This is a genomic window from Exiguobacterium sp. PvP048 (genome assembly GCF_040549175.1).
Classification (GTDB): Bacteria; Bacillota; Bacilli; order Exiguobacteriales; family Exiguobacteriaceae; genus Exiguobacterium_A; species Exiguobacterium_A artemiae.
The window spans coordinates 1-23,240 of sequence record NZ_JBEPSU010000014.1 but is presented as its reverse complement, the minus strand read 5'-3'; the positions used below and the strand labels follow the sequence as shown (position 1 = coordinate 23,240).

General features: G+C 46.7%; 23 protein-coding genes. 12 read left to right on the top strand and 11 right to left on the bottom strand.

All coding sequences use genetic code 11. The features are described 5' to 3' along the window. Nucleotides 1–111: 111 nt before the first annotated feature. Nucleotides 112–537, bottom strand: coding sequence for an SRPBCC family protein (locus ABIC15_RS14970; protein WP_012369560.1), 426 nt, complete (start codon nucleotides 535–537; stop codon nucleotides 112–114). After that, complete coding sequence (mutY, locus tag ABIC15_RS14965) at nucleotides 537–1,553, bottom strand: A/G-specific adenine glycosylase (RefSeq protein ID WP_354021015.1); 1,017 nt, start codon at nucleotides 1,551–1,553, stop codon at nucleotides 537–539. The genes ABIC15_RS14970 and mutY overlap by 1 nt, the downstream gene beginning before the upstream one ends. A 114-nt stretch (nucleotides 1,554–1,667) precedes the next feature. On the opposite strand from mutY, the gene ABIC15_RS14960 reads away from it, so the two are divergent. Continuing rightward, nucleotides 1,668–2,651: a metal-dependent hydrolase gene (locus ABIC15_RS14960; RefSeq protein WP_012369558.1), complete on the top strand. Its 984-nt coding sequence runs from the start codon at nucleotides 1,668–1,670 to the stop codon at nucleotides 2,649–2,651. A gap of 54 nt (nucleotides 2,652–2,705) precedes the next feature. Here ABIC15_RS14960 and ABIC15_RS14955 read toward each other — a convergent pair whose 3' ends face one another. From ABIC15_RS14955 to ABIC15_RS14935, 5 genes are all read right to left on the bottom strand, one after another. After that, entirely contained in the window at nucleotides 2,706–2,990 is a 285-nt protein-coding gene (locus ABIC15_RS14955; protein WP_012369557.1) for a YfhJ family protein, read from the bottom strand. A 2-nt stretch (nucleotides 2,991–2,992) separates the two neighbouring features. Next, the gene (locus ABIC15_RS14950; RefSeq protein ID WP_012369556.1) at nucleotides 2,993–3,307 is read right to left on the bottom strand and encodes a DUF1811 family protein; all 315 of its coding nucleotides are present in this window, start codon (nucleotides 3,305–3,307) and stop codon (nucleotides 2,993–2,995) included. A 59-nt stretch (nucleotides 3,308–3,366) separates the two neighbouring features. Then, nucleotides 3,367–5,427: an ABC transporter ATP-binding protein gene (locus ABIC15_RS14945; RefSeq protein ID WP_354021014.1), complete on the bottom strand. Its 2,061-nt coding sequence runs from the start codon at nucleotides 5,425–5,427 to the stop codon at nucleotides 3,367–3,369. 17 nt (nucleotides 5,428–5,444) lie between these two features. Further along, nucleotides 5,445–7,172, bottom strand: a complete 1,728-nt coding sequence (locus ABIC15_RS14940) for an ABC transporter ATP-binding protein (protein ID WP_012369554.1) — start codon at nucleotides 7,170–7,172, stop codon at nucleotides 5,445–5,447. A 347-nt stretch (nucleotides 7,173–7,519) separates the two neighbouring features. Further along, entirely contained in the window at nucleotides 7,520–8,341 is an 822-nt protein-coding gene (locus ABIC15_RS14935; RefSeq protein WP_318092146.1) for a RecX family transcriptional regulator, read from the bottom strand. A 126-nt stretch (nucleotides 8,342–8,467) separates the two neighbouring features. Here ABIC15_RS14935 and ABIC15_RS14930 point away from each other — a divergent pair, with 126 nt between their 5' ends. The 7 genes from ABIC15_RS14930 (at nucleotide 8,468) to ABIC15_RS14900 (ending at nucleotide 15,141) form a co-directional block, all read left to right on the top strand. Beyond that, a complete protein-coding gene (locus ABIC15_RS14930; RefSeq protein WP_354021013.1) occupies nucleotides 8,468–9,376 on the top strand; it encodes a TIGR01777 family oxidoreductase in 909 nt (302 codons plus the stop codon). Between the two features lie 15 nt (nucleotides 9,377–9,391). Beyond that, nucleotides 9,392–10,537: an amidohydrolase gene (locus tag ABIC15_RS14925; protein WP_290829845.1), complete on the top strand. Its 1,146-nt coding sequence runs from the start codon at nucleotides 9,392–9,394 to the stop codon at nucleotides 10,535–10,537. Between the two features lie 259 nt (nucleotides 10,538–10,796). Further along, nucleotides 10,797–11,354, top strand: coding sequence for a GNAT family N-acetyltransferase (locus tag ABIC15_RS14920; protein ID WP_354021012.1), 558 nt, complete (start codon nucleotides 10,797–10,799; stop codon nucleotides 11,352–11,354). Nucleotides 11,355–11,490: 136 nt separating this feature from the next. Further along, nucleotides 11,491–12,177: a response regulator transcription factor gene (locus ABIC15_RS14915; RefSeq protein WP_012369549.1), complete on the top strand. Its 687-nt coding sequence runs from the start codon at nucleotides 11,491–11,493 to the stop codon at nucleotides 12,175–12,177. Then, entirely contained in the window at nucleotides 12,174–13,568 is a 1,395-nt protein-coding gene (locus ABIC15_RS14910) for a sensor histidine kinase (RefSeq protein WP_354021011.1), read from the top strand. The genes ABIC15_RS14915 and ABIC15_RS14910 overlap by 4 nt, the downstream gene beginning before the upstream one ends. Nucleotides 13,569–13,615: 47 nt before the next feature. Next, a complete protein-coding gene (locus ABIC15_RS14905; protein WP_354021010.1) occupies nucleotides 13,616–14,206 on the top strand; it encodes a TVP38/TMEM64 family protein in 591 nt (196 codons plus the stop codon). 53 nt (nucleotides 14,207–14,259) lie between these two features. Next, a complete protein-coding gene (locus ABIC15_RS14900; protein WP_012369546.1) occupies nucleotides 14,260–15,141 on the top strand; it encodes an aldo/keto reductase in 882 nt (293 codons plus the stop codon). 91 nt (nucleotides 15,142–15,232) lie between these two features. Here ABIC15_RS14900 and rlmD read toward each other — a convergent pair whose 3' ends face one another. Together rlmD and ABIC15_RS14890 are read right to left on the bottom strand one after the other, a co-directional pair. Then, complete coding sequence (gene rlmD, locus ABIC15_RS14895; RefSeq protein WP_354021009.1) at nucleotides 15,233–16,618, bottom strand: 23S rRNA (uracil(1939)-C(5))-methyltransferase RlmD; 1,386 nt, start codon at nucleotides 16,616–16,618, stop codon at nucleotides 15,233–15,235. Nucleotides 16,619–16,655: 37 nt separating this feature from the next. After that, nucleotides 16,656–16,868: an SE1561 family protein gene (locus ABIC15_RS14890; protein WP_012369544.1), complete on the bottom strand. Its 213-nt coding sequence runs from the start codon at nucleotides 16,866–16,868 to the stop codon at nucleotides 16,656–16,658. Nucleotides 16,869–16,954: 86 nt separating this feature from the next. Here ABIC15_RS14890 and yfkAB point away from each other — a divergent pair, with 86 nt between their 5' ends. From yfkAB to ABIC15_RS14875, 3 genes are all read left to right on the top strand, one after another. After that, the gene (yfkAB, locus tag ABIC15_RS14885; RefSeq protein WP_354021008.1) at nucleotides 16,955–18,067 is read left to right on the top strand and encodes a radical SAM/CxCxxxxC motif protein YfkAB; all 1,113 of its coding nucleotides are present in this window, start codon (nucleotides 16,955–16,957) and stop codon (nucleotides 18,065–18,067) included. 79 nt (nucleotides 18,068–18,146) lie between these two features. Then, the gene (locus ABIC15_RS14880) at nucleotides 18,147–18,329 is read left to right on the top strand and encodes a hypothetical protein (RefSeq protein WP_012369542.1); all 183 of its coding nucleotides are present in this window, start codon (nucleotides 18,147–18,149) and stop codon (nucleotides 18,327–18,329) included. Nucleotides 18,330–18,374: 45 nt separating this feature from the next. Next, nucleotides 18,375–19,553 carry an MFS transporter gene (locus tag ABIC15_RS14875; protein ID WP_354021007.1) on the top strand — a complete coding sequence of 393 codons (1,179 nt, stop codon included), beginning with the start codon at nucleotides 18,375–18,377 and terminating at the stop codon, nucleotides 19,551–19,553. A gap of 40 nt (nucleotides 19,554–19,593) precedes the next feature. On the opposite strand, the gene ABIC15_RS14870 is transcribed toward ABIC15_RS14875, so the two are convergent. Beyond that, a complete protein-coding gene (locus ABIC15_RS14870) occupies nucleotides 19,594–19,890 on the bottom strand; it encodes a hypothetical protein (RefSeq protein WP_234944568.1) in 297 nt (98 codons plus the stop codon). Nucleotides 19,891–20,043: 153 nt separating this feature from the next. Further along, nucleotides 20,044–20,973: a DMT family transporter gene (locus tag ABIC15_RS14865; protein ID WP_354021006.1), complete on the bottom strand. Its 930-nt coding sequence runs from the start codon at nucleotides 20,971–20,973 to the stop codon at nucleotides 20,044–20,046. A 187-nt stretch (nucleotides 20,974–21,160) separates the two neighbouring features. On the opposite strand from ABIC15_RS14865, the gene ABIC15_RS14860 reads away from it, so the two are divergent. Then, nucleotides 21,161–23,110 carry a heavy metal translocating P-type ATPase gene (locus ABIC15_RS14860; RefSeq protein ID WP_012369538.1) on the top strand — a complete coding sequence of 650 codons (1,950 nt, stop codon included), beginning with the start codon at nucleotides 21,161–21,163 and terminating at the stop codon, nucleotides 23,108–23,110. Nucleotides 23,111–23,240: the final 130 nt, after the last annotated feature.

Genomic DNA, 23,240 nt, shown 5'->3' with positions numbered 1-23,240 from the left:
CTCCTTTCTGAAGCTTTTTATTCAGTTTTTTCAATACTCTCGTGCTTATTATACCCATTTTCAGAACACATGAAAAACGAAAGGCTACTTTTTCAGGAAAATGACTGGTATTTAACTTGAAAAATGATGTAAAATCGCCTGTTTCCGTTGCTGAAACATCGGTTTCAAAATAAATAAATCCACCAGTACTTTCGGTAAATACGATTTATAAATTAAGTCATCAATCATATAGACACCGTCCGGGCGCTCTTCGACACGGTGTGTATGACACCACGCAGAGAAAGGAAACGGTACCTTCACTCCGACGTCAACAAATGCATCTTTGCCGACCATCGGGATGATCGAATCCCATTTTACAAAAAACGGTGGAACACCGACCTTCAGCTGAATTGTATTGCCGGCATATGTCCGGGTGTCCCCGATGGTCTGCACTTTCGGAAACGTCGTCATTCCCGTCAAGGCTTTGGCATCACTTAAAAAGAACCAGGCTTGGTCTTTTGTCGCCGGCACTTTCGTTTCTGAATAAAAACGATTCATCAGAGTTCCTCCTTTAATAGGCGATCAATCTTCATTTGGGCGACCGAAATCGGTTGCTTGTCATATGTCTGTTCATCCATCAGAACGGTTCCTTCCGGTTGTGTCGCAACACGATAAACCGTAATATCCCATATCCGGTGCGAAAAGATGTGTTTTACACTGCCGATTTGCATTCCGTGTTGCTCTTCCGTCGATTCCACTAACGGATACTGCCACATGCCGGCCAACAGTCCCGTTTCCGGACGTTGCATGACGGCGACTTGTCCGTTTTCTTCATAGACCAATGCATCGTACCGGATCATCTGTGTTTTACCTTTTTTTGTTTTGACAGGCAATTCCGCCTGAACCGAGCGGTCGTAAGCAAAACAGACATCATTGACCGGACACAGTCCGCACATCGGTGATTTCGGTGTACAGACCATTGCACCGAGTTCCATCAACCCTTGATTGAAGCTTGACGGATCCGCATGATCAATCAATTCATGAACGGCCGCTTCAAAGACTTTTCGTGTTTTCGGTGCGGCAATGTCGTCATAAATTCCGAGGACACGCGATAAGACACGCATGACGTTCCCGTCGACGGCAGGCTCCGGGTGGCCGTAGGCAATTGAGAGAACCGCACCGGTCGTATAGGGACCGACTCCCCGTAAACTTTCAAACCGTTCTTTTTCATCCGGTACGATCCCGTCATATTTTTCAACAACTTCCTGAACTGCGATTTGAAGGTTCTTAACCCGGGAATAGTACCCTAAGCCTTCCCAATATTTTAAGACTTCACTTTGGTCGGCCGACGCCAAATCGTGGGGTGTCGGAAACCGTTCCGTAAACCGCTGGTAATATGGAATCACTGTATCGACCCGTGTTTGTTGCAGCATGATTTCACTGATCCAGATATGATAAGGATTTTTGGTTTCACGCCACGGTAACTGTCGTTGTTCCCGCAAGAACCACTGCACCAATTCCGTCGTAAAATGCTGTTTATTAAAGTTTCTGAAATATTCTGTGACAAGAGTCAAAATATTACCTCTTTTCTGTTTGATACGTTATAGTAAGTTCAATTAACCTTAAAAATTAAAATCAATTTACGTTTATTATGATTTCGAATACTTTGATAGAGGAGCGAATTTGCATTGGATACTGGGACGCATATCGGAATGGGACTTTGCCTCGCCGCCATTTCCACACTTGAACCGGATATCGCAGCAAGCGCTACGCTGTTTGCGGCTGTTACGACTACGGCGTTGGTCGGTTCCCATGCTCCAGACTTTGATACTGTATTTAAATTTAAAGGCAACAGTGCCTACCTGAGACAGCACCGTGGTAAATCCCACGGTCTGATCGCCTTGATTGCCTGGCCGTTGTTACTGTCGATCGTCATCGGCGCCCTGTTCGGCGTTCCGCCTACTTCATTATGGCTGATGGCACAGATTGCTGTCGCCCTTCATGTCTTCGTCGATCTGTTTAATGCTTACGGCACGCAGGCGCTTCATCCCTTTAAGAAAACCTGGATTGGTTGGGGCGTCATCAATACATTTGACCCTTACCTGTTCACGATGTATTACGGGGCGTTCGGCATTTGGCTGTTGACCCGTGCCACGATCGTCATTTTCCCGATTTTGATTGCGATCGTCATCATCTATTATGCGGTTCAATTTAAGTTGCGTAACGATGCTTTGGCGACGGCCGCTCGTTATTACGGCGGAGCACACAAGCTATTCATTTCTCCCGGCATGAAATGGGATGAGTGGCATGTCGCAGCACGTCTTCGAAATGAATATGCGGTCGTCAAGATTAATTCCGGAACAGTCGTCGAGTGCGGTAATTTCCGGATCAAAAATGAACCGCATGGGGATGAATTGTATGACATCGTCAAGGAGAACGCGGATCTACAGGCGTTCCTTGAATTTTCAAAAATTCATACGTATACGGTTTCCCGAAAAGACGGAATCGTCGAATACCGGTTCACGAACTTACGTTATTTCACGAAAGAAGTCTATCCGTTCGTCGCTGTCGTCCGGATTGATGCAACGTCACGCCAAATTGTCAGTTCCTATACAGGATGGGTTTTCAGCGAACGGACGTTGCAAAAAAAATTGTTTGTACCTGCATTATAAAAAAAGGACTCGCCATGTTCGGAAAAGTTTCTTTTCCGAACCGCGAGTTCTTTTTTAATTGATTGACTGATCGTCGCGCCCAATCATCAAATGCTTGAACTTCTCGTTTGTTGTATTAAAACGGTGAAGCATCGGACCATGTTGCTTGATTTGTTGCTGAACGAAACGAACGGCAACTGCCTCACCCTGATATTTTTCTCCCGCCTTTGCAAGCGTCGCTTCGAAATCTTCCCATAAGACTTCGACCCACGTCAAGGCTTCAAGCGGTGTCAAGGTCTCGTTGACTCCTTGTAATTCTTCCGCCAATTCGTTTAATGCTTCCGTACGATTTTGATCCATCGTCATTCCTCCTCTTCCTGAATCAACGCAAGTGGAATCGCCACTTCGTTGACTGTCCCTTCAAAATGTCCCCAGCCCATTACACCGTTGACGAAATGCAGTTCAAATCGTGTCTCTTCTCCATCAATCTGGTAAAAGCGACCCGTCTCGAACCGGCTTGTGTCGACGAGATAACTTTGGGCAATCGCAATCTTGCGGATGATCACCTCGACTTCACTCATGTTACCGTGTTGCTCCGCTTTACGTTTTTGCTCATTCAATTTCGTCACGAGCATCTCTAATTCATATTTTGATAACTGACTCATTCGTGTCTCCATAAAAAAACTCCCCCTCTTCGTCATTAGTATATACGAAAAGGAGAAGAAAAATGATGGAGTTAGCTTGATTTCAATTCGAGATTGCGTTTACTTTGCAACGCATACATTTTGGCATAGATTTTTTGTTTTGCGAGTAACTCTTCATGCGTTCCGCGTTCGGATATCCGTCCATGGTCGAGGACGATGATTTCGTCAGCGTCTTTGATCGTCGACAAACGGTGGGCAATGATGAAGGTCGTGCGCCCTTTCGTCAACGTCAATAAGGCATCCTGAATCATCGCTTCCGTTTCCGAATCGACGCTCGCCGTCGCTTCATCGAGAACTAAAATGGCTGGATCAAACGCCAAAGCCCGGGCAAAACTGATCAACTGCCGTTCGCCGGCAGACAAGGTCGCGCCTTTTTCGATGACGGGTTCATCCAGACCCTTAGGAAGACGGTCGATGAAACGGTCTGCCCCAACAGCGACGATCGCTTCCCGAATCCGTTCTTCGGAAATCGCCGGGTTGCCGAGCGTGATATTCGACCGGATTGTTCCCGTGAATAAAAATGGATCCTGCAGGACGATACCCATATGATCGCGGACCGCCTGTTTCGGCAGTGACGTGACATCCTGTCCATCAATCAGCAATTGACCGGATGATGGATCATAAAAACGCATCAGCAGATTCATGATTGAACTTTTCCCGCTACCCGTATGTCCGACGAGAGCGATTGTCGCTCCGGGACGGGCATCAATTTCGATGTCCTGTAAGACAGGATGACCCGGATCATAGCTGAAACCGACCTGCTTGAACTCCACACGTCCGGCGAAACGGGGTAAACGTCCCTTTCCGACGTCTTCTCCCTTTTCGTCGAGCAGTTGGAACATCCGGTCTGCTGAAACGAGTGCTTGTTGCAACGGCGACAACTGATTCATGATTTGTGTGACCGGTTCAAAGAGACGCGAGACATAGTCGATGTAGGCATATAAAATCCCGAGCGATAAAAAGGTTCCGTCGGTCAGACTTTTACCCGCCACGACCCAGATCAATAAGGCCAGCGTCAGGTTTTTCAGGAAATACGATAAGTTATGCGACATTAAGGCATCAAGCCGCAACAACTTCGAACGGGTTTGATAATTCTCTTCATTTTTTTGTTCAAATTCCGCCAACACTTCTTTTTCCCGCGCATACGCTTGAATGATCGGCATCGTTTGAATGTTCTCGTTTAACTGACCATTCATATCTGCGACAAGCGACCGGACCTTGAAGTTATTTTCCGTTGCAAGTTTCTGGAACAGCTGAATCCAGAAGTAGACGATCGGAATAATCAACAGCGAAACGAGTCCGAGACGGACATCGAGGAAAAACATCGCCACTAAAATTCCGGCCATCGTAATCAATCCCGAAAAGACGCGTGCGAGCACACCCAAGTACAAATCGCGGATTGTTTCCGTATCGTTTGTGACACGACTGACAATCTTTCCGATCGGTGTCTGGTCAAAATAGCGGACCGGTAACCGTTGTAAATGTGTAAAGACATCGAGCCGCATCCGTTTGACGATTTTATGCGCCGACCGCTGAAGCAGGATTTGTTGGACCCAGTTCAAACCGGCCGCGATTAACAGCAGGACGATATACAGCAAAGACAGCCAGCCGACCGCTTTTAAGTCAGAGGCATAAAAATCATACACCTGTCCTTGCGTCAGCTTCTTGACGCCCGAATAACGAAACGTTTCTTCCCCACGCGTGACGGTTAACGTTCCACCGGTCACGTTGCGTTCTCCTCCGCTGACGACTTGTTCGGGCACAAAATAATAACCGCTCTTCGATTGAACAACTGAAATCGCTTGAATGACATCGGAAGACGGCACATCCTGCTTCTTCGCAAACTGGCGCCCGTCATACTCGACCCTTCCTCCGTCCTTCACTTCAACCCAATCCTTTTCAATCGCAACAATATGTTCATCGATGATGACTTTCGCAATATATGGTCCGGTCAATTCTGCTCCGACTGCCAGAATCAAGAGAAATAATCCGAGGAAAATTGCTTGTTTTTCATACATCGCATAACGAACAAGTGATCGAATCGTCGTTTTCCGACGAACGGGATCTAATAGATATAATTCTTCTTCCTTCACGTTCGACACCTCCTACCTTACGTTTCTTCACTTTGCCGTTCGAATTGTTCGGCGTACCACCCTTTATGATCCATCAACTGTTCGTGCGTACCCCGTTCTGTCACTTGACCGTCCTGCAAGACAAGAATTTCGTCCGCATGGGCAACGGCAGACAGACGGTGTGCGACAATCAATGTCGTCGCCTGCTCCCGATTGGTTCGAATCGCTTCAATGATATGCGACTCGGTTTTTGCATCGACCGCAGACAACGAATCGTCGAGCAATAATAATTTCGGTTTTTTCAACATCGCCCGGGCAATCGACAGCCGTTGCTTCTGACCGCCGGATAACGTAACACCACGTTCACCGACCAACGTCTCAAGACCTTGATCGAGCATGGTAATGTCCGTTGTGAATGACGCCAGACGAATTGCTTCCTGTAGTTCGGCTTCCGTTGCCGTTCCGGCGCCAAAGAGGATGTTATCCCGCACTGTTTTCGAGAACAAAAGGTGTTCCTGCGAAACATAACCCGTCCATCCCCGGACCGTTTCCAAAGCGACGTCTTCATAGGGAACACCGTTGACTTGCAGCATATGACGGTCAAGTGGATATTCGCGTAAAAATTGGCGAAGCAACGTCGTTTTCCCGGCACCGGTCGGACCGACAATCCCGATTGTCTTTCCTTGTTCGATCGTCACGTTGATTCCGCGCAATGCGGGCTGTTTCGTTCCCGGGTACGTAAACGTCAAATCCGATAAAACAATCGTTTCAGGAGTAGTAATCTCTACGACCGGAGTCGATGAAATCAACGGTTTGACCCGCATCGTCGCCTGAAGACGATCGAGACTCGCTGTTCCGCGCTGGATGACGTTGATCAGCTCTCCGAACGCATACATCGGCCAAATCAACATTCCGAGATAAATATTGAAGGCGACGAGTTGTCCAAGCGTAATATCGTTCGTAAAGACGAGGTACGTCCCGAACGATAGACCGATCAAATAACTGATTCCGACGAGTAATTTAATAATCGGCTCGAACAAGACATCAATTTTTGCGACATGCATGTTTTTATCAAATACATCCGTCGTGACATCATCAAATTTTTTAACATCGATGTCTTCCTGAACGAATGAACGAATGACCCGCAGTCCGGAAATCGACTCCACGACTTGATCATTCATCGTGCCAAAGGCATCCTGTGCTGTCATGAAGCGGCCGTGGATCTGACTGCCGAGTTTATTCATCGCGTACGCAAGAATGGGCATCGGCAATAAGGCGGCAAGCGTCAGTTTCCAATCGATCGCTACTCCCATGACGACAAGTGTAATCGCCGTCATATTCAGCGAGTCAACGAGCGTCAGGACACCAAAACCGGCTGTCCGTTCGACCGCTTTCAAATCATTGGTCGCAAGCGCCATTAAATCCCCTGTGCGGTTACGTTGATAAAAGGTCGGGGTTAACTTTAATAAATGCGTAAAAAATTGACTTCGTAATGTCCGTTCGAGTAAAAAGGCTGTTCCGAATAATTTCGCAAGCCATAAATACGTCAGAATAAAGGACATAATGGAAATAACGGTCAGCCCGACCACATACTGAATCAATGTCGTCCGATCCATGGATCCGGAACGCAGTCCGTCAATCACCTTTCCGATCAACCATGGTGGTGTCAAGTCGATGAAGCCGGTCACAATCAGCAATAACACGGCAATCAAATATGATTTTTTATGTTCCTTCAGAAACCAGCTGAGTTGGCGAAACAATCGCACGATGGTTCCCCCCTTTGTCGTTCATAATGGTGTTACGTTGTTTCCAAGCACGCAAAAAAGGCAGGCGGATTTCCGGAGCAGTCCGAGAATCCATCTGCATTTCTAAAGACGATGTGAATCGACGATATGGTCTGCGTGCTCGGGGAACGGATTCCCTGTCAATCGCACACTGAAAATAGTGTTTATACGAGTTCGAGAGTCTCCGCCATATTCAGCTGTTTGATAAGTGCGTTTACAATTGGCTGTTTCATTTGACGGTTCCTCCTTTTCTTAATCTGAGCGTAGAATAGCATAATTATCGAACAATTGTCAATTTTGTGTCTAAACTTTTAAAATGAAGCCGAAACTTATATTCCGTCTGCTTCTTCCTGCTTGACCTGTTCGATCACTTCCGACACGAGTGCATACGGAAATCCTTTTCGAACCAACGCCTGTTGCGTTTTCTGCACCCGGGCGAACGGTTCCAGATTCCGGTACTTCGGATAGTATTTCCGCGCTTGGTATAAAGCAGCCGATTCTTCCGTCTCTGCTTCGACCTCTTCAAATACGAGTTGAATCCCCTGTTTTGAAACCTCTGATGAGAATCCGCGTTGCATCAATGTTTGTTGCAGTTTTTGTTTGAGTTCCCGAACCGACCGGCGGGCAAGTTCTTTTTGTTTTTGCCGGAGAAATTTCAATACCTTTTCTAGTTCCTCTTCTTCCGTAAATGATTCCAGCGCTTGATCAATGTACGTTTTGTTCACTTTCAGCGCTTCTAAATCACGCCGGATTTTTCCGGGTCCCTGCGGTGTCGTTGCTTTTTTTGTCGCTGTATACGCCTCGGCAAACTGTTGATCGTTTAAATATTTTTGGTCGGTCAATCGTTTGATGGCATGTTTGACGGCATGTTCCGGGGTCTCTTTTTCCATCAAGTAAGCTTCGACTTCGCTCGTCGCCCGCATTCGGTATGACAAATGATTGAGTGATAAACGGTATGCTTTTTGCTGTTCTTCCGCTGTCAGTACTTCTTTGACGAAATCATCGTCAAGCTCCTTGTCCCGTTGCAGGTTATACTTGATCAAGATATCGGCATCGACGGCAAAGGCATATTCTTCCTTACCTTCACGTTCAATATAGATATTGAAGCGCTCCGTATTTTTCTTTTGGGTCGAAATCCGTGTGATTTTCAAGTCGGTTCCTCCTTTTTTTATCTTCTCTTGCAACGATAACATGTTGAATCAGGTTTGAGTGAAACAGAGAAACGGGAACATATGTACAAGTATTACTACAGACAGGACGAGAGGATGATTCACGCCATGAAAATCGCGATTACAGGCGGAACCGGAATGATTGGACAGGCACTAACGAAACGATTACTTAACGAAGGCCATCAAATTGTTATTTTAACCCGTTCACCGAAAGCTGCGGCGGGAGCCGTCAGCTACGTTGAATGGTTGACGGATAAAGCAACACCGGAGCAAGAACTGAATGATGTGGATGCCTTCATCCACCTGGCAGGTGCTTCGATCAATGAAGGACGCTGGACAGAAGAGCGTAAACGCGTCATCTTGGAAAGCCGCATCGACTCGACGAAAGAACTCGTCCGGATTGTCAGAGCACTTGATTCCAAACCTGACGTCGTCTTATCAGCTTCTGCCGTTGGAATTTACGGTCAGGACCGCCATCAAACCTTTACGGAAGAAACGGCACTGCCTCCGACTGCCGACTTCCTCAGCCATGTCTGTGTCGCTTGGGAAGAGCTTGCTCAACCGATTGCCGAAAGCGGTGTCCGGCTCGTTCATCCGCGGATTGGGGTCGTCCTCAGTACAGAAGACGGTGCCTATCCATTAATGCGTTTGCCTTATCAATTATTTGGCGGCGGGACAATGGGCGACGGGAAGCAATGGGTTTCCTGGGTTCATATCGATGACCTCGTCGAAATGTTCCTGTTCGCACTGACGACCGCTTCTGTAGAAGGTCCTCTCAATATTACAGCCCCTCATCCGGAAACGATGCGACGGTTCGGTCAAACGATCGGAAAAGTGTTGCACCGTCCGCACTGGTTACCGGCTCCACGCTTCGCTCTCGAGCTGGCTCTCGGAGAAAAAAGTGTCATCGTTCTCGAAGGCGCCCGTGTTATTCCGAAAAAAGCTCTCGAAAACGGCTACAAGTTTCGGTATGCTGAACTAAAGGATGCACTGCAGAATCTCGAGCACACAAACTAATACAGGGGTTGAAAAATGTTGGATGTTTTAATACGAAATGCACATATCTTTCCCATCACATCAGATAATTTTTATGGCGATATCCGGATCAAAGACGGGAAGATTCACGAAATCAATGAATTGCTGGACGCCGAGGAACACGAGCGGGTCATCGAAGCAGAAGGACGATTCCTGCTTCCCGGCTTCATCGATGCCCATACGCATCTCGGATTGTACGATGAAGGAACCGGAACAGTCGGAAACGATGCCAATGAAACCATTTTCGCGATGACGCCCCACTTGCGGGCCATCGACGGCGTCTATCCGCTTGATGAAGGATTCAAGGAAGCCATCGAACACGGTGTCACGACGGTCCAAGTCATGCCGGGCAGCATGAATATCATCGGCGGTGTCACGAGTGTCATCAAGACACACGGCCGTTTTATCGATGACATGATTTTACGGAAATATGCCGGATTAAAAATTGCGCTTGGAGAAAACCCGAAACGTGTCCATAGTGCCGGTCGTGCCGGTGAACTGACACGTATGGGCATCATGGGTATGTTGCGGGAAGCATTTCTTGAAGTCAAGATGCAACGGACAGCTGATACCTTTGCCCACCGGATGATTGAACGGGTTCTCAAAAAAGAGATGCCGCTTCGTGTCCACGCTCACCGGGCCGATGACATTTTATCGGCGATTCGTTTTGCCGAAGAGTTTGAGCTGGATGTCCGGATCGAACATTGTACAGAAGGTCATCTCGTGGCCAAAGAACTGCAACAATTACCGATTGAACACGTTACAGTCGGTCCGACCTTTACACGAAAGTCGAAAATCGAACTCAAAAACAAAACGTGGGAAACATATCGTGTTCTTCATGAGCACGGTCTTGAAGTGTCGATTACGACCGATCATCCGTATACACCTGTTCAGTATTTAAATTTATGTGCCGGTCTTGCTGCACGTGAAGGACTGCCGGTCGACATCGCGCTTCGCGCGATTACGATTAATCCGGCCCGTTCGATCGGCGTCGCAGACCGCGTCGGCTCGATTGAAGTCGGCAAAGATGCCGATCTCGTTCTTTGGAGTCACTTCCCGCTCGATTATCTCGCGAAGCCTTTGATGACGATGATTGATGGAAAAGTGATTTTTGAACATACTCATCTGACATCCATGTCTTAAAAAAAAACCTATGATTTTAACGGAAAATCGTTGAAAATCATAGGCTTTTTTTATTATGAAAATGAGGCTTTTTCATTTGCAAGAATTGTCTTATTTTCGTATGTTTTTTCACAAAAATTATTTACTTGCTTTTTTAAAAAAAGAAGGTAATATTATCTTATCCGACAACTGAAGAAGGCATACCATGCGCGGTTCAAACGAGTCAGACAGGTAGCTTTCGACAATCATTCTAGCGGTCTTAAGAAGGAGGAATGGAAGTATGCTCAAGCAACGGGAGCTGAGCGACTGCGCTGATTTGTTCGAACTGATGCAGCATCAAGACGTATATCCGTACGTCCGCCAAAAAACACGGTACTTTGATGAATTTCTGTTTACTACAAAGCAGGCAATCGAAGAGGAAGAACGCGGTGAGCTCGTCTCACGCACAATCCTAGACGAATTTGACCAACCAATCGGTACAATCAGTTTACTCGATATCGAAGGACAGTATGGGTTTCTCGGTACATGGTTAGGTAAACCGTATCATGGGAAAGGTTATAATAATCTTGCAAAAGAAGCATTTTTTGCAGAACTATTTTTCGACCTTGATTTCGAAAGTGTCTTCATGAAAATCCGCAAGACGAACATCCGTTCACAAAAAGCAGCGGAAAAACTGCCGTATGCTTTTTGTGCCGATGAATTACGACCGGCACTATTGAAACAGCTGAATACCGGAGAAACTCAATTTACATTGTACGAAGTCTCCAAATCAAGTTTTCAAATGTATATCCATGGCCGCGAATTCGAAACGGTCTACGAACAACAACTCGAAGCATGAGAGGCACCTGCCTCTTGTGCTTTTTTGTTCGTACTTTTGATGCGGATCGAAAGCTTCAAATGGTATGATAATAAGGAAAATTCACCTGTCGGAAGAAGCCATCTCTTCTTCCCATATGAAATGGAGTGATCAACTGATGCCAGAACAATCCTTTAAAATACTTGTCGTAGATGACGAAGCACAAATGCGTGATCTGCTTGTCTCAAATCTTCAAAAAGAAAACTATCAGACGACGACGGCTTCGAACGGTCAAGAAGCACTTGATTTAATGCAACGTGATGCCTTCCATCTCGTTTTGCTGGATGTCATGATGCCGGAAATGGACGGTTTGACGGCTTGCATGCGAATCCGTGAATTCTCGAACGTCCCGATCATCATGCTAACGGCCCGTTCGGACGAACTCGACCGGATTCACGGTCTGAAAATTGGGGCCGATGACTACATCACGAAACCGTTCAGCCCTCGTGAACTGTTGGCCCGCATCGAAGCGACGTTGCGACGTTCCCATCGTTTTACAGTCGATCAATCGGCGACGTTGACGATCGGCAAACTGGAGCTTGATACAGAAAGCCGCAGTGTCCACGTCAGCGGAAAACCAATCAGTTTAACGCGGAAGGAATTTGACTTACTCCATTTGTTTGTCCAAAACAACGATAAAGTCTTTTCACGCGAACAGTTGCTCGATCAAATTTGGGGCGCCGACTACATCGGAAATCTGCGGACTGTCGATACCCACATCAAAACACTTCGTCTGAAACTCGGTGAAGCCGGCGGCTCGATCCAAACGGTCTGGGGCATCGGATATAAATTCGAGGAAGTATGATTAAGCGGTATACCATTCGCCGCCGGATTTGGATTACGATTTGGTTCACAAGCGTTTTTTCTGCCGTTTTGTTCGTATTATTGACATTTTATCTGTACGATCGGTTTTACCTTCAAACGCAGGAAGATTTATTGCTCAATCGGGGCGAAAAATTGATTAACATTTATGAATCAGAAGGACTATCCGGTGCGTTTTATGACGGGATGACGTATACGAATGAATTAACGGAATCCAAAGTCTTTTTCATCGACTTTCTGAAGAAAAATCCGGCCGGACTCCGGTTCTTGACGAATGCGGATGTTGAACAGTTACGCAATGGTGAAACCGTCGTTTCCAGTCGAACACATCCGATTGAAGGAACGGACATCCTGATGACCGGTTTTCCCATCATTGAAAACAACCGGCTCGTCGGGACGTTGATTCTCTATTTGGAGCTCGGTCAAATCAGTGAACCGTTCCGACCGCTTCGCCTGATGATTTTCTTCATGATTGGTCTGATTGTGTTGAATCTCGTCATTTTCGGTCGGCAGATCATTGATACGATCATCCGTCCGCTGATTGACATGAAACGGGCCTCAACCGTCTACGCCCAAGGAGATTTTGCCTATCGAATTCCGATTCAATCCGATGATGAAATCGGCGAACTGGCAGAAACCCTGAATAAGATGGCAGAATCCCTCGGTGAAGTGGATGAACAACGTAAGGAATTTTTGGCGAACGTCAGTCATGAATTGCGGACACCCCTGTCCTATATCCGGGGATATACGGAAATGATGCAGGATAAAGCACTCGATGAAAAAACACGCGATCAATATTACCAGATCATCGAACGCGAAACGGAACGGTTGCAACGCCTCGTCAACGATCTGCTCGACCTTGCCCAGTTGGAACGGGATTCGTATCCGATGACCAAACAACCGCTTGTCTTCAGCCAGGTTTTAGAAGATGTCGTCTACCGGATGGAACCGATTGCGAAGGCAAAAGGTGTCTCCATCATCACCGACTTCGATCCAAGTCAAATCGTCCTCGGTGACAATGACCGGCTTGAGCAAGTCATCGGAAATCTGCTGGACAATGCCTTACGTTACACGCCTGCTTCAAAACATATCTATCTGTCGACAAAAACAGACGGCGAACAGACGATTTGTTCGATTCGGGACGAAGGAGAAGGCATTCCACCAGAACATTTGGAGCGTTTAACGAAACGGTTTTACCGTGTTGATAAATCCCGGACACGAAAGGACGGCGGAACGGGTCTCGGTCTTGCCATCACAAAACACATCATCGACCGGCACGACGGAACGATCTCCTTCGAGTCCGTGCTCGGACAAGGAACAACTGTCTTGATTACGTTACCGTTGTTGCCGGACGAAGACGACGGATTTTCCTAATGACATTTCGTAAGTCCAAAAACGATGTTGACTTGATGTGTTAAAGGTTGAAAGGAAGTCTTACTATCGAAGCCACACTCCTTGATTGGTTGCAACGGGCAGAAATGTTTGCTGTACCAATCAGTCTTTTAGTCAGTGTAATCATCAGCCTGTTCGGTGTTTTGCCGAGCGCCTTTGTCACGGCAGCCAATCTACTGTATTTCGGTTTTTGGCAAGGCTTGTTGCTGTCGTTTCTCGGCGAAGCCCTCGGTGCCGGCATTGCCTTTTACGTCTATCGTTACGGTGTCCGGCGCGTCGAACCATTGATTCAATCCCCGTTCGTCTTGAAGTGGCTCGGAAAACTGACGGCGCAAACCGGTTGGGATGCCTTTTGGACCATCATCTTTTTGCGGCTGTTGCCGTTCGCCCCTTCCGGAGTCGTCACGTTTCTAAGTGCGACAAGCGGCGTCTCACCGGTGATTTTTTTAACCGCCAGCACCATCGGGAAAGTACCGGCACTTGTCATCGAAGCTTTTGCCGTCAATGAATTGATTGAACGGGATTCCATGCTTCCTTGGTTGATCGTCGGACTGTTTGCGGTGTTTTACCTGATGTATCTTTATAAAAAACGGTTGCATCGATCGAGGGATATCGATTGATGCAACCGTTTTCTTCATATACTGTTAGAGAAGTAATTAAAGGAGGAAACAGCATGGAATTACGTTCATTCGGCAATACGGATATCCAAGTCTCCCCTCTTGGATTTGGCGCCGGTCATATCGGTTCCGATGACTTATCCGATCAGGAAGCAAGTTATATTCTCCATCAGGCATTGGATACAGGCATTCGTTTGTTTGATACCGCCCGCGGCTACGGCTTATCCGAAAAGCGGCTCGGGCAATTTTTAAAACAGCGTCGTCACGATGTCGTCCTGTCGACAAAAGTCGGCTATGATGTCCCGCGCACGGAGGATTGGACGTTCCAAGCTGTCGCCGGCGGGATTGACCAGGCTCTTTTGACGATGCAGACAGACTTTATTGATATCGTTCATCTACATTCCTGCAGTAAGGAAATACTGGCTCAAGATGACGTCATCGAGGCACTCGAACGGGCAAAACAGGCCGGAAAAGTCCGCCTGATCGCGTATTCCGGTGACCGGGAAGACTTAGACTACGCCATCACGACAGGACGATTCGACAGTTTTCAAACGTCTGTTAATTTGTACGATCAACGGGCATTGATGGATTCGGTCCCGCTGATTCATCAGCAACAAAAAGGTATCATCGCCAAACGTCCGATTGCCAATGCACCATGGCGGTTTGCGTCCCGGCCGGTCGGGCAATATGTCGAACCTTATTGGGAACGGGCACAGCAACTCGATTTCCCGCTTGAAGAAGCTTCTTGGCTTGAAACCGCACTCCGGTTTACCGTTTTTGAACCCGGTGTCACAAGTGCCATCATCGGAACAGCAAATCCGGAGCATCTGGTCCAAAATATCCGCTTGTTGGAAAAAGGAGCTTTACCGGCAGAACGGGTCGCTGATCTTAAACGACGTTTTCAGGAACAGGATGAAAATTGGCTACAACAAACTTAAAAAGATCGCGAGACAAAACAAAAAGGAAAACGGCGACTCAGCCGTTTTCCTTTTTGTCATAGAGATCGGTTCTCCTAACCGTTCGATCCGTTTAAAACTTTTTCTTTTTCTTTTTTTCCAATACGACGATGGCTTCGACATGTGCCGTTTGAGGGAACATATCGTACGGCTGGATATAGCTGACTTTGTAGCCAGCTTTCATCAGATGATCGCAGTCACGTGCCAAAGTTTGCGGATTACATGAAACGTAAATGATTTTTTTCGCTTTTGACGAAATCATTGCGTTTAATAGTTGTGTATCACACCCTGAACGAGGTGGGTCGACGATGAAGACGTCCGGAATCCAGCCTTCTTTCACCCAACGCGGAATCCAGGTTTCTGCTTTTCCGACCACGTACTGGGCATGGTTAAATCCGTATTGCTTCATGTGTGCCGTTGCATCTTCGACGGCTTCCTCGACGATTTCCATGCCGCGGACTTCTTTTGCACCGTTTGCAATCCAAAGACCAATCGATCCGACACCTGCATAAGCATCGACAACACGTTCTTCGCCCGTCAAGGCTGCCGCTTTGACGATTTCACCGTACATCCGCTCGGCTTGTTCCGGATTTAACTGGAAGAAGGCACGCGGTGACAATTGATACGTGAACTCGCCCATTTTTTCTTCGATCCGTTCTACGCCACGTAAAATTTCCGTTTGTTCTCCAAAAACGCGTGATGTCATCTTATCGTTAATATTGAGTGCAACGGAAATGACGCCGGGAATATCATAAATATCGCGTGATAAGCCTTCGAGATCCTTAAAACCGTCTTTAAATGCAACCAGGACGACTTGAATTTCGCCCGTCTTGATGCCGGTCCGAACGACGATATTCCGGATGACACCGTCTTGTTTTGCTGAATTATAGACCGGTACATTGTAGTCATTTAAAATCTTCGTCACGGCTTTATTGACGCGTAACGTCTCTTTGTTCTGGACGATACACTCGTCGATCGCCACCAGACGGTTCGAGTTCGCTGAATACAATCCGCTGACGATTTGTGTTCCTTCTTTTCCAACGGCAAATTGTGACTTATTCCGATATTCCCATTCCGTCGTGCCAATCGTCGGACGGATATCTGATTTCTCGACATTCAACTTCGTTGATTTTGTAAACGCATTTCGGACCATATCTTCCTTATAACGGAGTTGTCCTTCATAACTCATATGTTGCAACTGGCATCCGCCGCATTGGCTGTAGATCGGGCATAACGGCGTCACACGGTCCGGTGAACGGACATCACGTTTTAAGATTTTTGCATTCGCAAAATTATTATGGATTTCCGTAATCTCAATTTGAGCAGTTTCTCCGACCAGCAAACCTGGAATGAAGACGATTTGTCGTTCGAGTGTCGCGATTCCTTCTCCATTGATTCCCATACGTAGGCAGGTTAGGGAGCGAACTTCGCCTACCTGTAATTTAATTTTAGTTGTCATCTGATTCATCCTTTCCATGATCCAAATCAAAAAGCGGTCATTTCGAACCGCTTTCTGATTCCTCATGTTCCTTCATATCTTTTGCATAACGAAGCACCTTGGCTTTCAACTGATCCAAGGAGACGGCTAAACGTTCCAAATCCTCAATATCTGATGTTTCATCCAATGAATCGATCGTATGGCATAAAAGCTGCATTCTTGATTTTAGCACATTCATCTGTCCAAGTTTATCAGTTCTTGCTTTTCCCATTATTCTGACTTCCTTTCTTGTTCTTTATTCCTGTATACATTTAGCATACGATACGTAGTGGATCCTAAAAAGGAGGAAAATGTATCATGTCATTAAAATCACCCATCACCATCAAAAATGATCCGTGGGAAGCGTACCGTGATATCGAACAGTATGGACAAGCCCGACTGACGAACATCGAAGTCACGACGACAACCCTTTGTAACATGCGCTGTGAACATTGTGCCGTCGGCTATATGTTGTCGAACAGCGAAACACCCACGATTCCGGTCGAACTGCTTATCAAACGACTGGATGAGATTGAACATCTGCGTGCCTTTTCGATTACAGGCGGCGAACCGATGCTGTCGATGAAATCGGTCCGGGAATATGTTGTGCCTTTACTTAAGTATGCCCACGAACGGGGAGCTAAAACCCAAATCAATTCAAATTTAACACTTCCCCTTTCCCGGTATGAGCTGATCATCCCGTATCTTGACGTCTTACATATTTCTCATAACTGGGGAACCGCAGACGATTTCATTGATGGCGGATTTGCAATGATGGAACGGAAACCGTCGCGCGAAGCACGGACAAAACTGTTTGAACAGATGAAGGAAAATGCCCGGATTCTGAATGCACGCGGGGTCCTTGTTTCTGCCGAGACGATGATTAACAAACGAACACTGCCTCACCTCGAAGCCATCCACCAGGAAATCGTCGAAATGGGATGCGTCAGGCATGAAGTGCATCCTATGTACCCCGCCGATTTCGCCTCGATGATTGAAGCCGCGAGTCTGGATGAAATCCGTGACGGCATCCATCGTCTGCTTGATGTCCGGGATCCGGACGTCTGGATGCTGTTCGGGACACTGCCGTTTTATGCCTGCTCGATGAAAGAAGAAGATTTAGCGCTCCACCGCCGCCTCCGCCGGGAACCAAATGTTTCCGTCCGAAATGATCCTGACGGTCGTTCACGTCTGAACGTCAATATCTTTGACGGTGAAATCATCGTGACGGATTTCGGCGACGAACTCGCTTCACTCGGAACGATTCATGACACATCATTTAACGAAGCTTATGCGATGTGGCAACAAACAGAACTCAATCAGAGGTTATCCTGTCACTGTCCTGCCGTTCAGTGCCTCGGTCCAAATGCACTCGTCAAAAATGCCTATTATCCGGAAGTCAATTTCCTGAAACAATCCAGTCGCCTGTAAGCAGGTTTGAGTCTCTTTTAAAACGGGAAAAGTTTGTCACAAACTCGCCACACTTTCCTTGTTCGAAGGGGGTTTCAAAATGGAATGGCTTGTTGGAATCGTTGCAATTATCGGGATGTTCAGTATGGTACTTGGAATCATGATGATCGGGATTCGGGCGTCTCACAGTATCGAACACGACGAAGTGTTTGACCAAACGGACTGGGACGAGCACCTTTTACACATGCCCCGCCCGACACGCTTTGAACAAAATAAACCATAACACTGTGACATGCCCCGGTGTACAATCGTACAGCCGGGGCATGTTATGCTTAAACAAAAAAAGGAAAGGCAGTTGTTTGTTTTGTCACGTCGTTTTGCTCTGATTCTTTCGATTGTATTTATTTCTGGTTTTACTCAAGGGTTACTCATCCCTCTTCTTTCCATTTTGCTTGAACGTCAGGGAACACCTGCTTACATAAACGGACTGAGTGCTGCTGTACTGTATGTCGGTGTCATCGTCGCAGCGCCTTTAATGGAAAAGCCGTTACGCCGCCACGGGTATGTTCCTGTCATCTCGTTCGGGCTTATCTTAGTGGCTGTTGCCGTCTTTGCTTTTCCGCTCATCCCAAGCGTTCTCGCTTGGATGGTGTTACGATTTGCAGTCGGCTTCGGGGATCAAACCCTCCATTACGGTTCTCAAGTATGGGTCACATCGATTACACCCAATCATAAACTCGGCCGGACGATGTCTCTGTACGGTATGGCCTTTGGTCTCGGTTTCGCTCTTGGTCCACTCGCAGCGCCGCTTGTCGACTGGATCAGTTGGCTGCCGTTCGTTCTGACGGGAACATTAACCGTTCTCGTTTTGATTACTTTAAGACGGTTACCGAATGAAAAACCTTCTGATATCATGCCAGAAGAACTTCAGTCCGCCGCTTCCCGTTACCGTCTTGTCCTGACGAGCGCTTGGTTTACATTGTTGCCCGGCTTCACCTATGGTTTTTTGGAAGCAACATTAAATGCCAGCTTCCCGGTCTTCGCAACACGAAACGGTTATGAATTATCTCAGACAAGCAGTCTAATTACGACATTTGTCGTCAGCTCTTTATTGATGCAATTACCCCTCGGACGTCTCGCTGATCATTTCGGAAAACGACGGACGCTGATTACCGTCCTCAGTATCGGAGCGTTTGCGTTTTTGGCAGCCTGTTTTTTCTTTCAAAGTTACGGAGCATTATTTATGATTTTTGCTGTCAGCGGTATGGCACTCGGCTCGACTTATTCGCTCGGCGTCGCTTACATGACGGAACAGTTACCCAGTCATCTGTTGCCGACCGGTAACCTGCTTGCCGGGATTTCCTTTAGTCTCGGTTCGATTCTCGGACCGATTTCCGGTAGTTTGTTCGTCATGTTACCGCCGGGATTCTACTTTATTTTGTTCGTCCTCGTTCTCGCGACACTCGCCTATCTTCTTTTTCAGTCAAAGACTCCCCGCTCGTCGTAAACAAACAAAGACGATCGTCCCATGCGGAACGACCGTCTTTTTATTTCACGATTCCTTCTTGCCGAAAACTGAGCCAGAGCTTATCGTCGATTGCATACGGTTGTTCTTTTGCCCGTTTCAATTCTTCCGTTTCCAGCAAGACGACGACCTCTCGACCGTTGATTGACCAAACGGAGTCGTATCCTCTTTCCGCCTCAACGATTTCCACACCGACATCTCCATGCGTCTCCTTTAATTGTTGACTGACACAAGTGACGACAAACCGGGCAAACTCATCCCGCGGACGACGGTTGGCAATGATCTTTCGAACGATCTCATTCCGTTCCACTTCTCTCATCTCCTCTCGTTTTTTAGTTGCACTAGCCTTTACAGCAAGGCCGAATCGGTGGTTTTATGACCGTACAGAAAAAGCCGAACGAGTCGGCTTAGCAACGAACGATTAAAAATAACAGATTGATTGAGACTATTTTTGCACGATTCAGAATCTTCGTCAACTACGCTTTTGAAACCAAATCGGTAGATAGGTCGAGACCGAAATACCGGCGACCACAAATACTAATCCAAGGAATGCCTGGGGTGGAATCGATTCACCGAGAATGAGTGCGGATAACGTCACACCATAAATCGGTACAAAAAACATGAACAATGACACCCGGCTGACCGGATTGTATTTCATCAAGAGATTCCACAATGTAAATCCCGTCGCTGACAAGAATGCTAAATAGATCAGCATCCAGACGGTCGTACTGGTGAAGTTAAACGGGAACCAGTCTCCATTCAGGACCGCTCCGACGGTGAATAAGCCGATTGATCCAATGACCATGGCCCAACCTGTCATCGGTGCGACCGGATAACTGGCTGAATATTCCTTGGCGATCAAATTTCCAAATGCCCCGGAAATCATCGCTAAAATCAACAGGATTTCTCCGGCACCAAACGAGACACCGGCAGACCCTTGCGGCCAGTTCGCTAAAATAACGCCTGTAAATCCTAAAAATAAAGCGAGTCCCTTGAATCGATTTAACCGGTCGTCTTCATACCGGAAATGAGCGAGCAACATTTGAAAGAAGGAAGTCGATCCAGCAATGATTGATCCTTGCACGCCTGTTGATAAGGAGAGCCCGATGTAAAAAAACACATACTGGAGAAACGTCAAGAAGAAACCAAGCCGGCTATAAGCGAGTGTCCGCTTTTTCAACGTAATCGGCTGTTTAAATATCAGGACGCTGACAATTAATAATAAGACACCGGCGAGGAAAAAACGGTAACTGGCAAACAACAGCTGTTCTCCATATTCGGTTGAGGTGATGGAAAGTAAAGCATAACTTTTTTTAATGAAGGGAAATGCACTTCCCCAAAGGAATGTCGTCACTAAAGCGAGCACAACCATACCAAATCGATCGGTCAATATTTTTTTCATTTTTACTGATTCCTTTCCTGTTCCTTTTGACATAGACATGGTATAGTAGTTTTACAGATAATAATTATTATAATCTAGCGACAATGAAACTCATTATCATTGATGAGAAAACGTTGGTAATTAACATTCTCATTGTTTTAACATAATGATTTCTTTTCTCATTTAGACTTGAAAGGAGTTTTCCCATATGACTACCTCTACTACTACTGATGTCCATCAGCGTTCCGCTCTCCGCCATGCTTGGGAGGAACATCACGAATTGATTTTAGCACTCTTTAGTGGAATATTGATTTTAATTGCCTACACACTCGAGAAGCTCAACATTCCGGCTACCGGTTATGTCACGCTTTATCTCTCCGCTTATTTGATCGGCGGTTATGCGAAAGCAAAAGAAGGTTTAACCGAAACGTATCATGATAAAACCTTAAACGTAGAATTGTTGATGATCTTGGCTGCCATCGGTGCAGCGGCGATCGGTTACTGGATGGAAGGTGCTATCTTGATTTTCATCTTTGCTTTATCCGGTGCCCTTGAAACCTATACGATGAATAAAAACGAACGGGCATTACAAAGTTTGATGTCCCTGCAACCGGAAGAAGCTACTCGTTTAAACGCTGACGGTAAGCTTGAAGTTGTCGGCCTTGAGCAATTGATTGTCGGCGAACTGGTCTATGTCCGACCGGGCGAACGCATCCCTGTCGATGGAACGATCATCCGCGGTCAAGCCGCCATTGAGGAAGCCTCGATTACAGGCGAATCGATTCCTGTCGAGAAACATGTCGGGGATACCGTCTACAATTCAACCGTCAATATGAACGGTGTTTTGACGATTGAGATGACAAAAGCTGCAGACGAGTCGTTGTTCCAAAAAATCATTCATATGGTTCAAAACGCTCAAAGCGAGCAATCACCCTCTGCACAATTCATTGAACGGTTCGAAAGCCGTTATGTCAAAATCGTCTTACTCGTCGTTGCTTTGATGATGGTCGTTCCCCACTACTTAATTGGTTGGACATTTGAAACGAGCATTTACCGGGCTATGATTTTGCTTGTCGTCGCTTCTCCTTGTGCTTTGGTCGCTTCGATTACACCAGCTGCTTTGGCAGCAATCGCTGCCTCTGCCCGAAACGGTGTTTTATTTAAAGGTGGTGCACACATCGAGACACTCGGACAAGTCGATACGATCGTCTTTGATAAAACCGGAACATTAACGACCGGAAAACCTGTCGTCACGGAAAGCCATTATGCTGACGGAGTGGATGCATTCGCCGTCAAACAAGCGGTCGCGTCCATCGAAGCACAATCGAATCATCCGCTCGCACAAGCGATTGTCACGCATTTGAAAACGGATATCATCGACCCATCCACTTTTAAGGATGTGACCGGCTACGGAATCGAAGCCACGGTTTCCGGTCAGACATACCGGATCGGAAAATATGCGTTCCACGAAGGATTAATTGATCCTTTCCTATCGATGGAGCAAACCTTAAAAGAACAAGGAAATACGATGGTTTATGTCAGCAACGGACAATCAATCATTGCGCTTTACGCATTACGGGACACGATTCGTCCTGAAGCCAAAACAGCCATCACCTCTTTAAATGCTCTCGGTATCACAACGATCATGTTGACCGGGGATAACCCGGTGACTGCTGCTGCGATTGCGAAAGAAGCAGGTCTGACGGATTATGTAGCGGAATGTCTTCCTGAAGACAAAGTCCGTTATATCAAGCAGTATCAGACTGAAGGAAAAACCGTTGCGATGGTCGGAGACGGAATTAACGATGCTCCCGCCCTTGCCTTGGCTCACGTCGGGATTGCAATGGGTGAAGGAACCGATGCTGCTCTTGAGACAGCCGATGTCGTTTTGATGAAAAACGACTTAGGACGCCTCGCTTACGCTGTCAACAAAGCGCGTAAAATGAATCGTGTCGTCAAACAAAATATCACGCTCGCCATCGGCGTCATCCTGTTGTTAATCATTTCGAACTTGTCACAGTTCCTGATCATGCCGTTTGCAGTAGTCGGTCATGAAGGTTCTACAATCCTCGTCATTTTGAACGGATTACGCCTGCTCCAAAAAGATACGCCGTCTCAGAAAATTCATGCTCCGCTTTCAAAACAAGCGGCAGCTTAATCCAATCAAAAAGCATCTACCGTCGGATTATCGACTGGGCTAACCTAAAATTTTGAGACAATATAAAACACCTTCGGAGTGGTACACTTTTAAAAAGTACTAATATCGGAGGTGTTTTTGCATGGGCAAA

Bases quoted from the DNA above. Each gene is read 5' to 3' on its own strand.
- ABIC15_RS14970 (WP_012369560.1), bottom strand. From the start codon at position 537: ATGAATCGTTTTTATTCAGAAACGAAAGTGCCGGCGACAAAAGACCAA.
- ABIC15_RS14955 (WP_012369557.1), bottom strand. From the start codon at position 2,990: ATGGATCAAAATCGTACGGAAGCATTAAACGAATTGGCGGAAGAATTA.
- ABIC15_RS14950 (WP_012369556.1), bottom strand. From the start codon at position 3,307: ATGGAGACACGAATGAGTCAGTTATCAAAATATGAATTAGAGATGCTC.
- ABIC15_RS14930 (WP_354021013.1), top strand. From the start codon at position 8,468: ATGAAAATCGCGATTACAGGCGGAACCGGAATGATTGGACAGGCACTA.
- ABIC15_RS14925 (WP_290829845.1), top strand. From the start codon at position 9,392: ATGTTGGATGTTTTAATACGAAATGCACATATCTTTCCCATCACATCA.
- ABIC15_RS14920 (WP_354021012.1), top strand. From the start codon at position 10,797: ATGCTCAAGCAACGGGAGCTGAGCGACTGCGCTGATTTGTTCGAACTG.
- ABIC15_RS14915 (WP_012369549.1), top strand. From the start codon at position 11,491: ATGCCAGAACAATCCTTTAAAATACTTGTCGTAGATGACGAAGCACAA.
- ABIC15_RS14910 (WP_354021011.1), top strand. From the start codon at position 12,174: ATGATTAAGCGGTATACCATTCGCCGCCGGATTTGGATTACGATTTGG.
- ABIC15_RS14900 (WP_012369546.1), top strand. From the start codon at position 14,260: ATGGAATTACGTTCATTCGGCAATACGGATATCCAAGTCTCCCCTCTT.
- rlmD (WP_354021009.1), bottom strand. From the start codon at position 16,618: ATGACAACTAAAATTAAATTACAGGTAGGCGAAGTTCGCTCCCTAACC.
- ABIC15_RS14890 (WP_012369544.1), bottom strand. From the start codon at position 16,868: ATGGGAAAAGCAAGAACTGATAAACTTGGACAGATGAATGTGCTAAAA.
- yfkAB (WP_354021008.1), top strand. From the start codon at position 16,955: ATGTCATTAAAATCACCCATCACCATCAAAAATGATCCGTGGGAAGCG.
- ABIC15_RS14880 (WP_012369542.1), top strand. From the start codon at position 18,147: ATGGAATGGCTTGTTGGAATCGTTGCAATTATCGGGATGTTCAGTATG.
- ABIC15_RS14875 (WP_354021007.1), top strand. From the start codon at position 18,375: ATGCTTAAACAAAAAAAGGAAAGGCAGTTGTTTGTTTTGTCACGTCGT.
- ABIC15_RS14870 (WP_234944568.1), bottom strand. From the start codon at position 19,890: ATGAGAGAAGTGGAACGGAATGAGATCGTTCGAAAGATCATTGCCAAC.
- ABIC15_RS14865 (WP_354021006.1), bottom strand. From the start codon at position 20,973: ATGAAAAAAATATTGACCGATCGATTTGGTATGGTTGTGCTCGCTTTA.
- ABIC15_RS14860 (WP_012369538.1), top strand. From the start codon at position 21,161: ATGACTACCTCTACTACTACTGATGTCCATCAGCGTTCCGCTCTCCGC.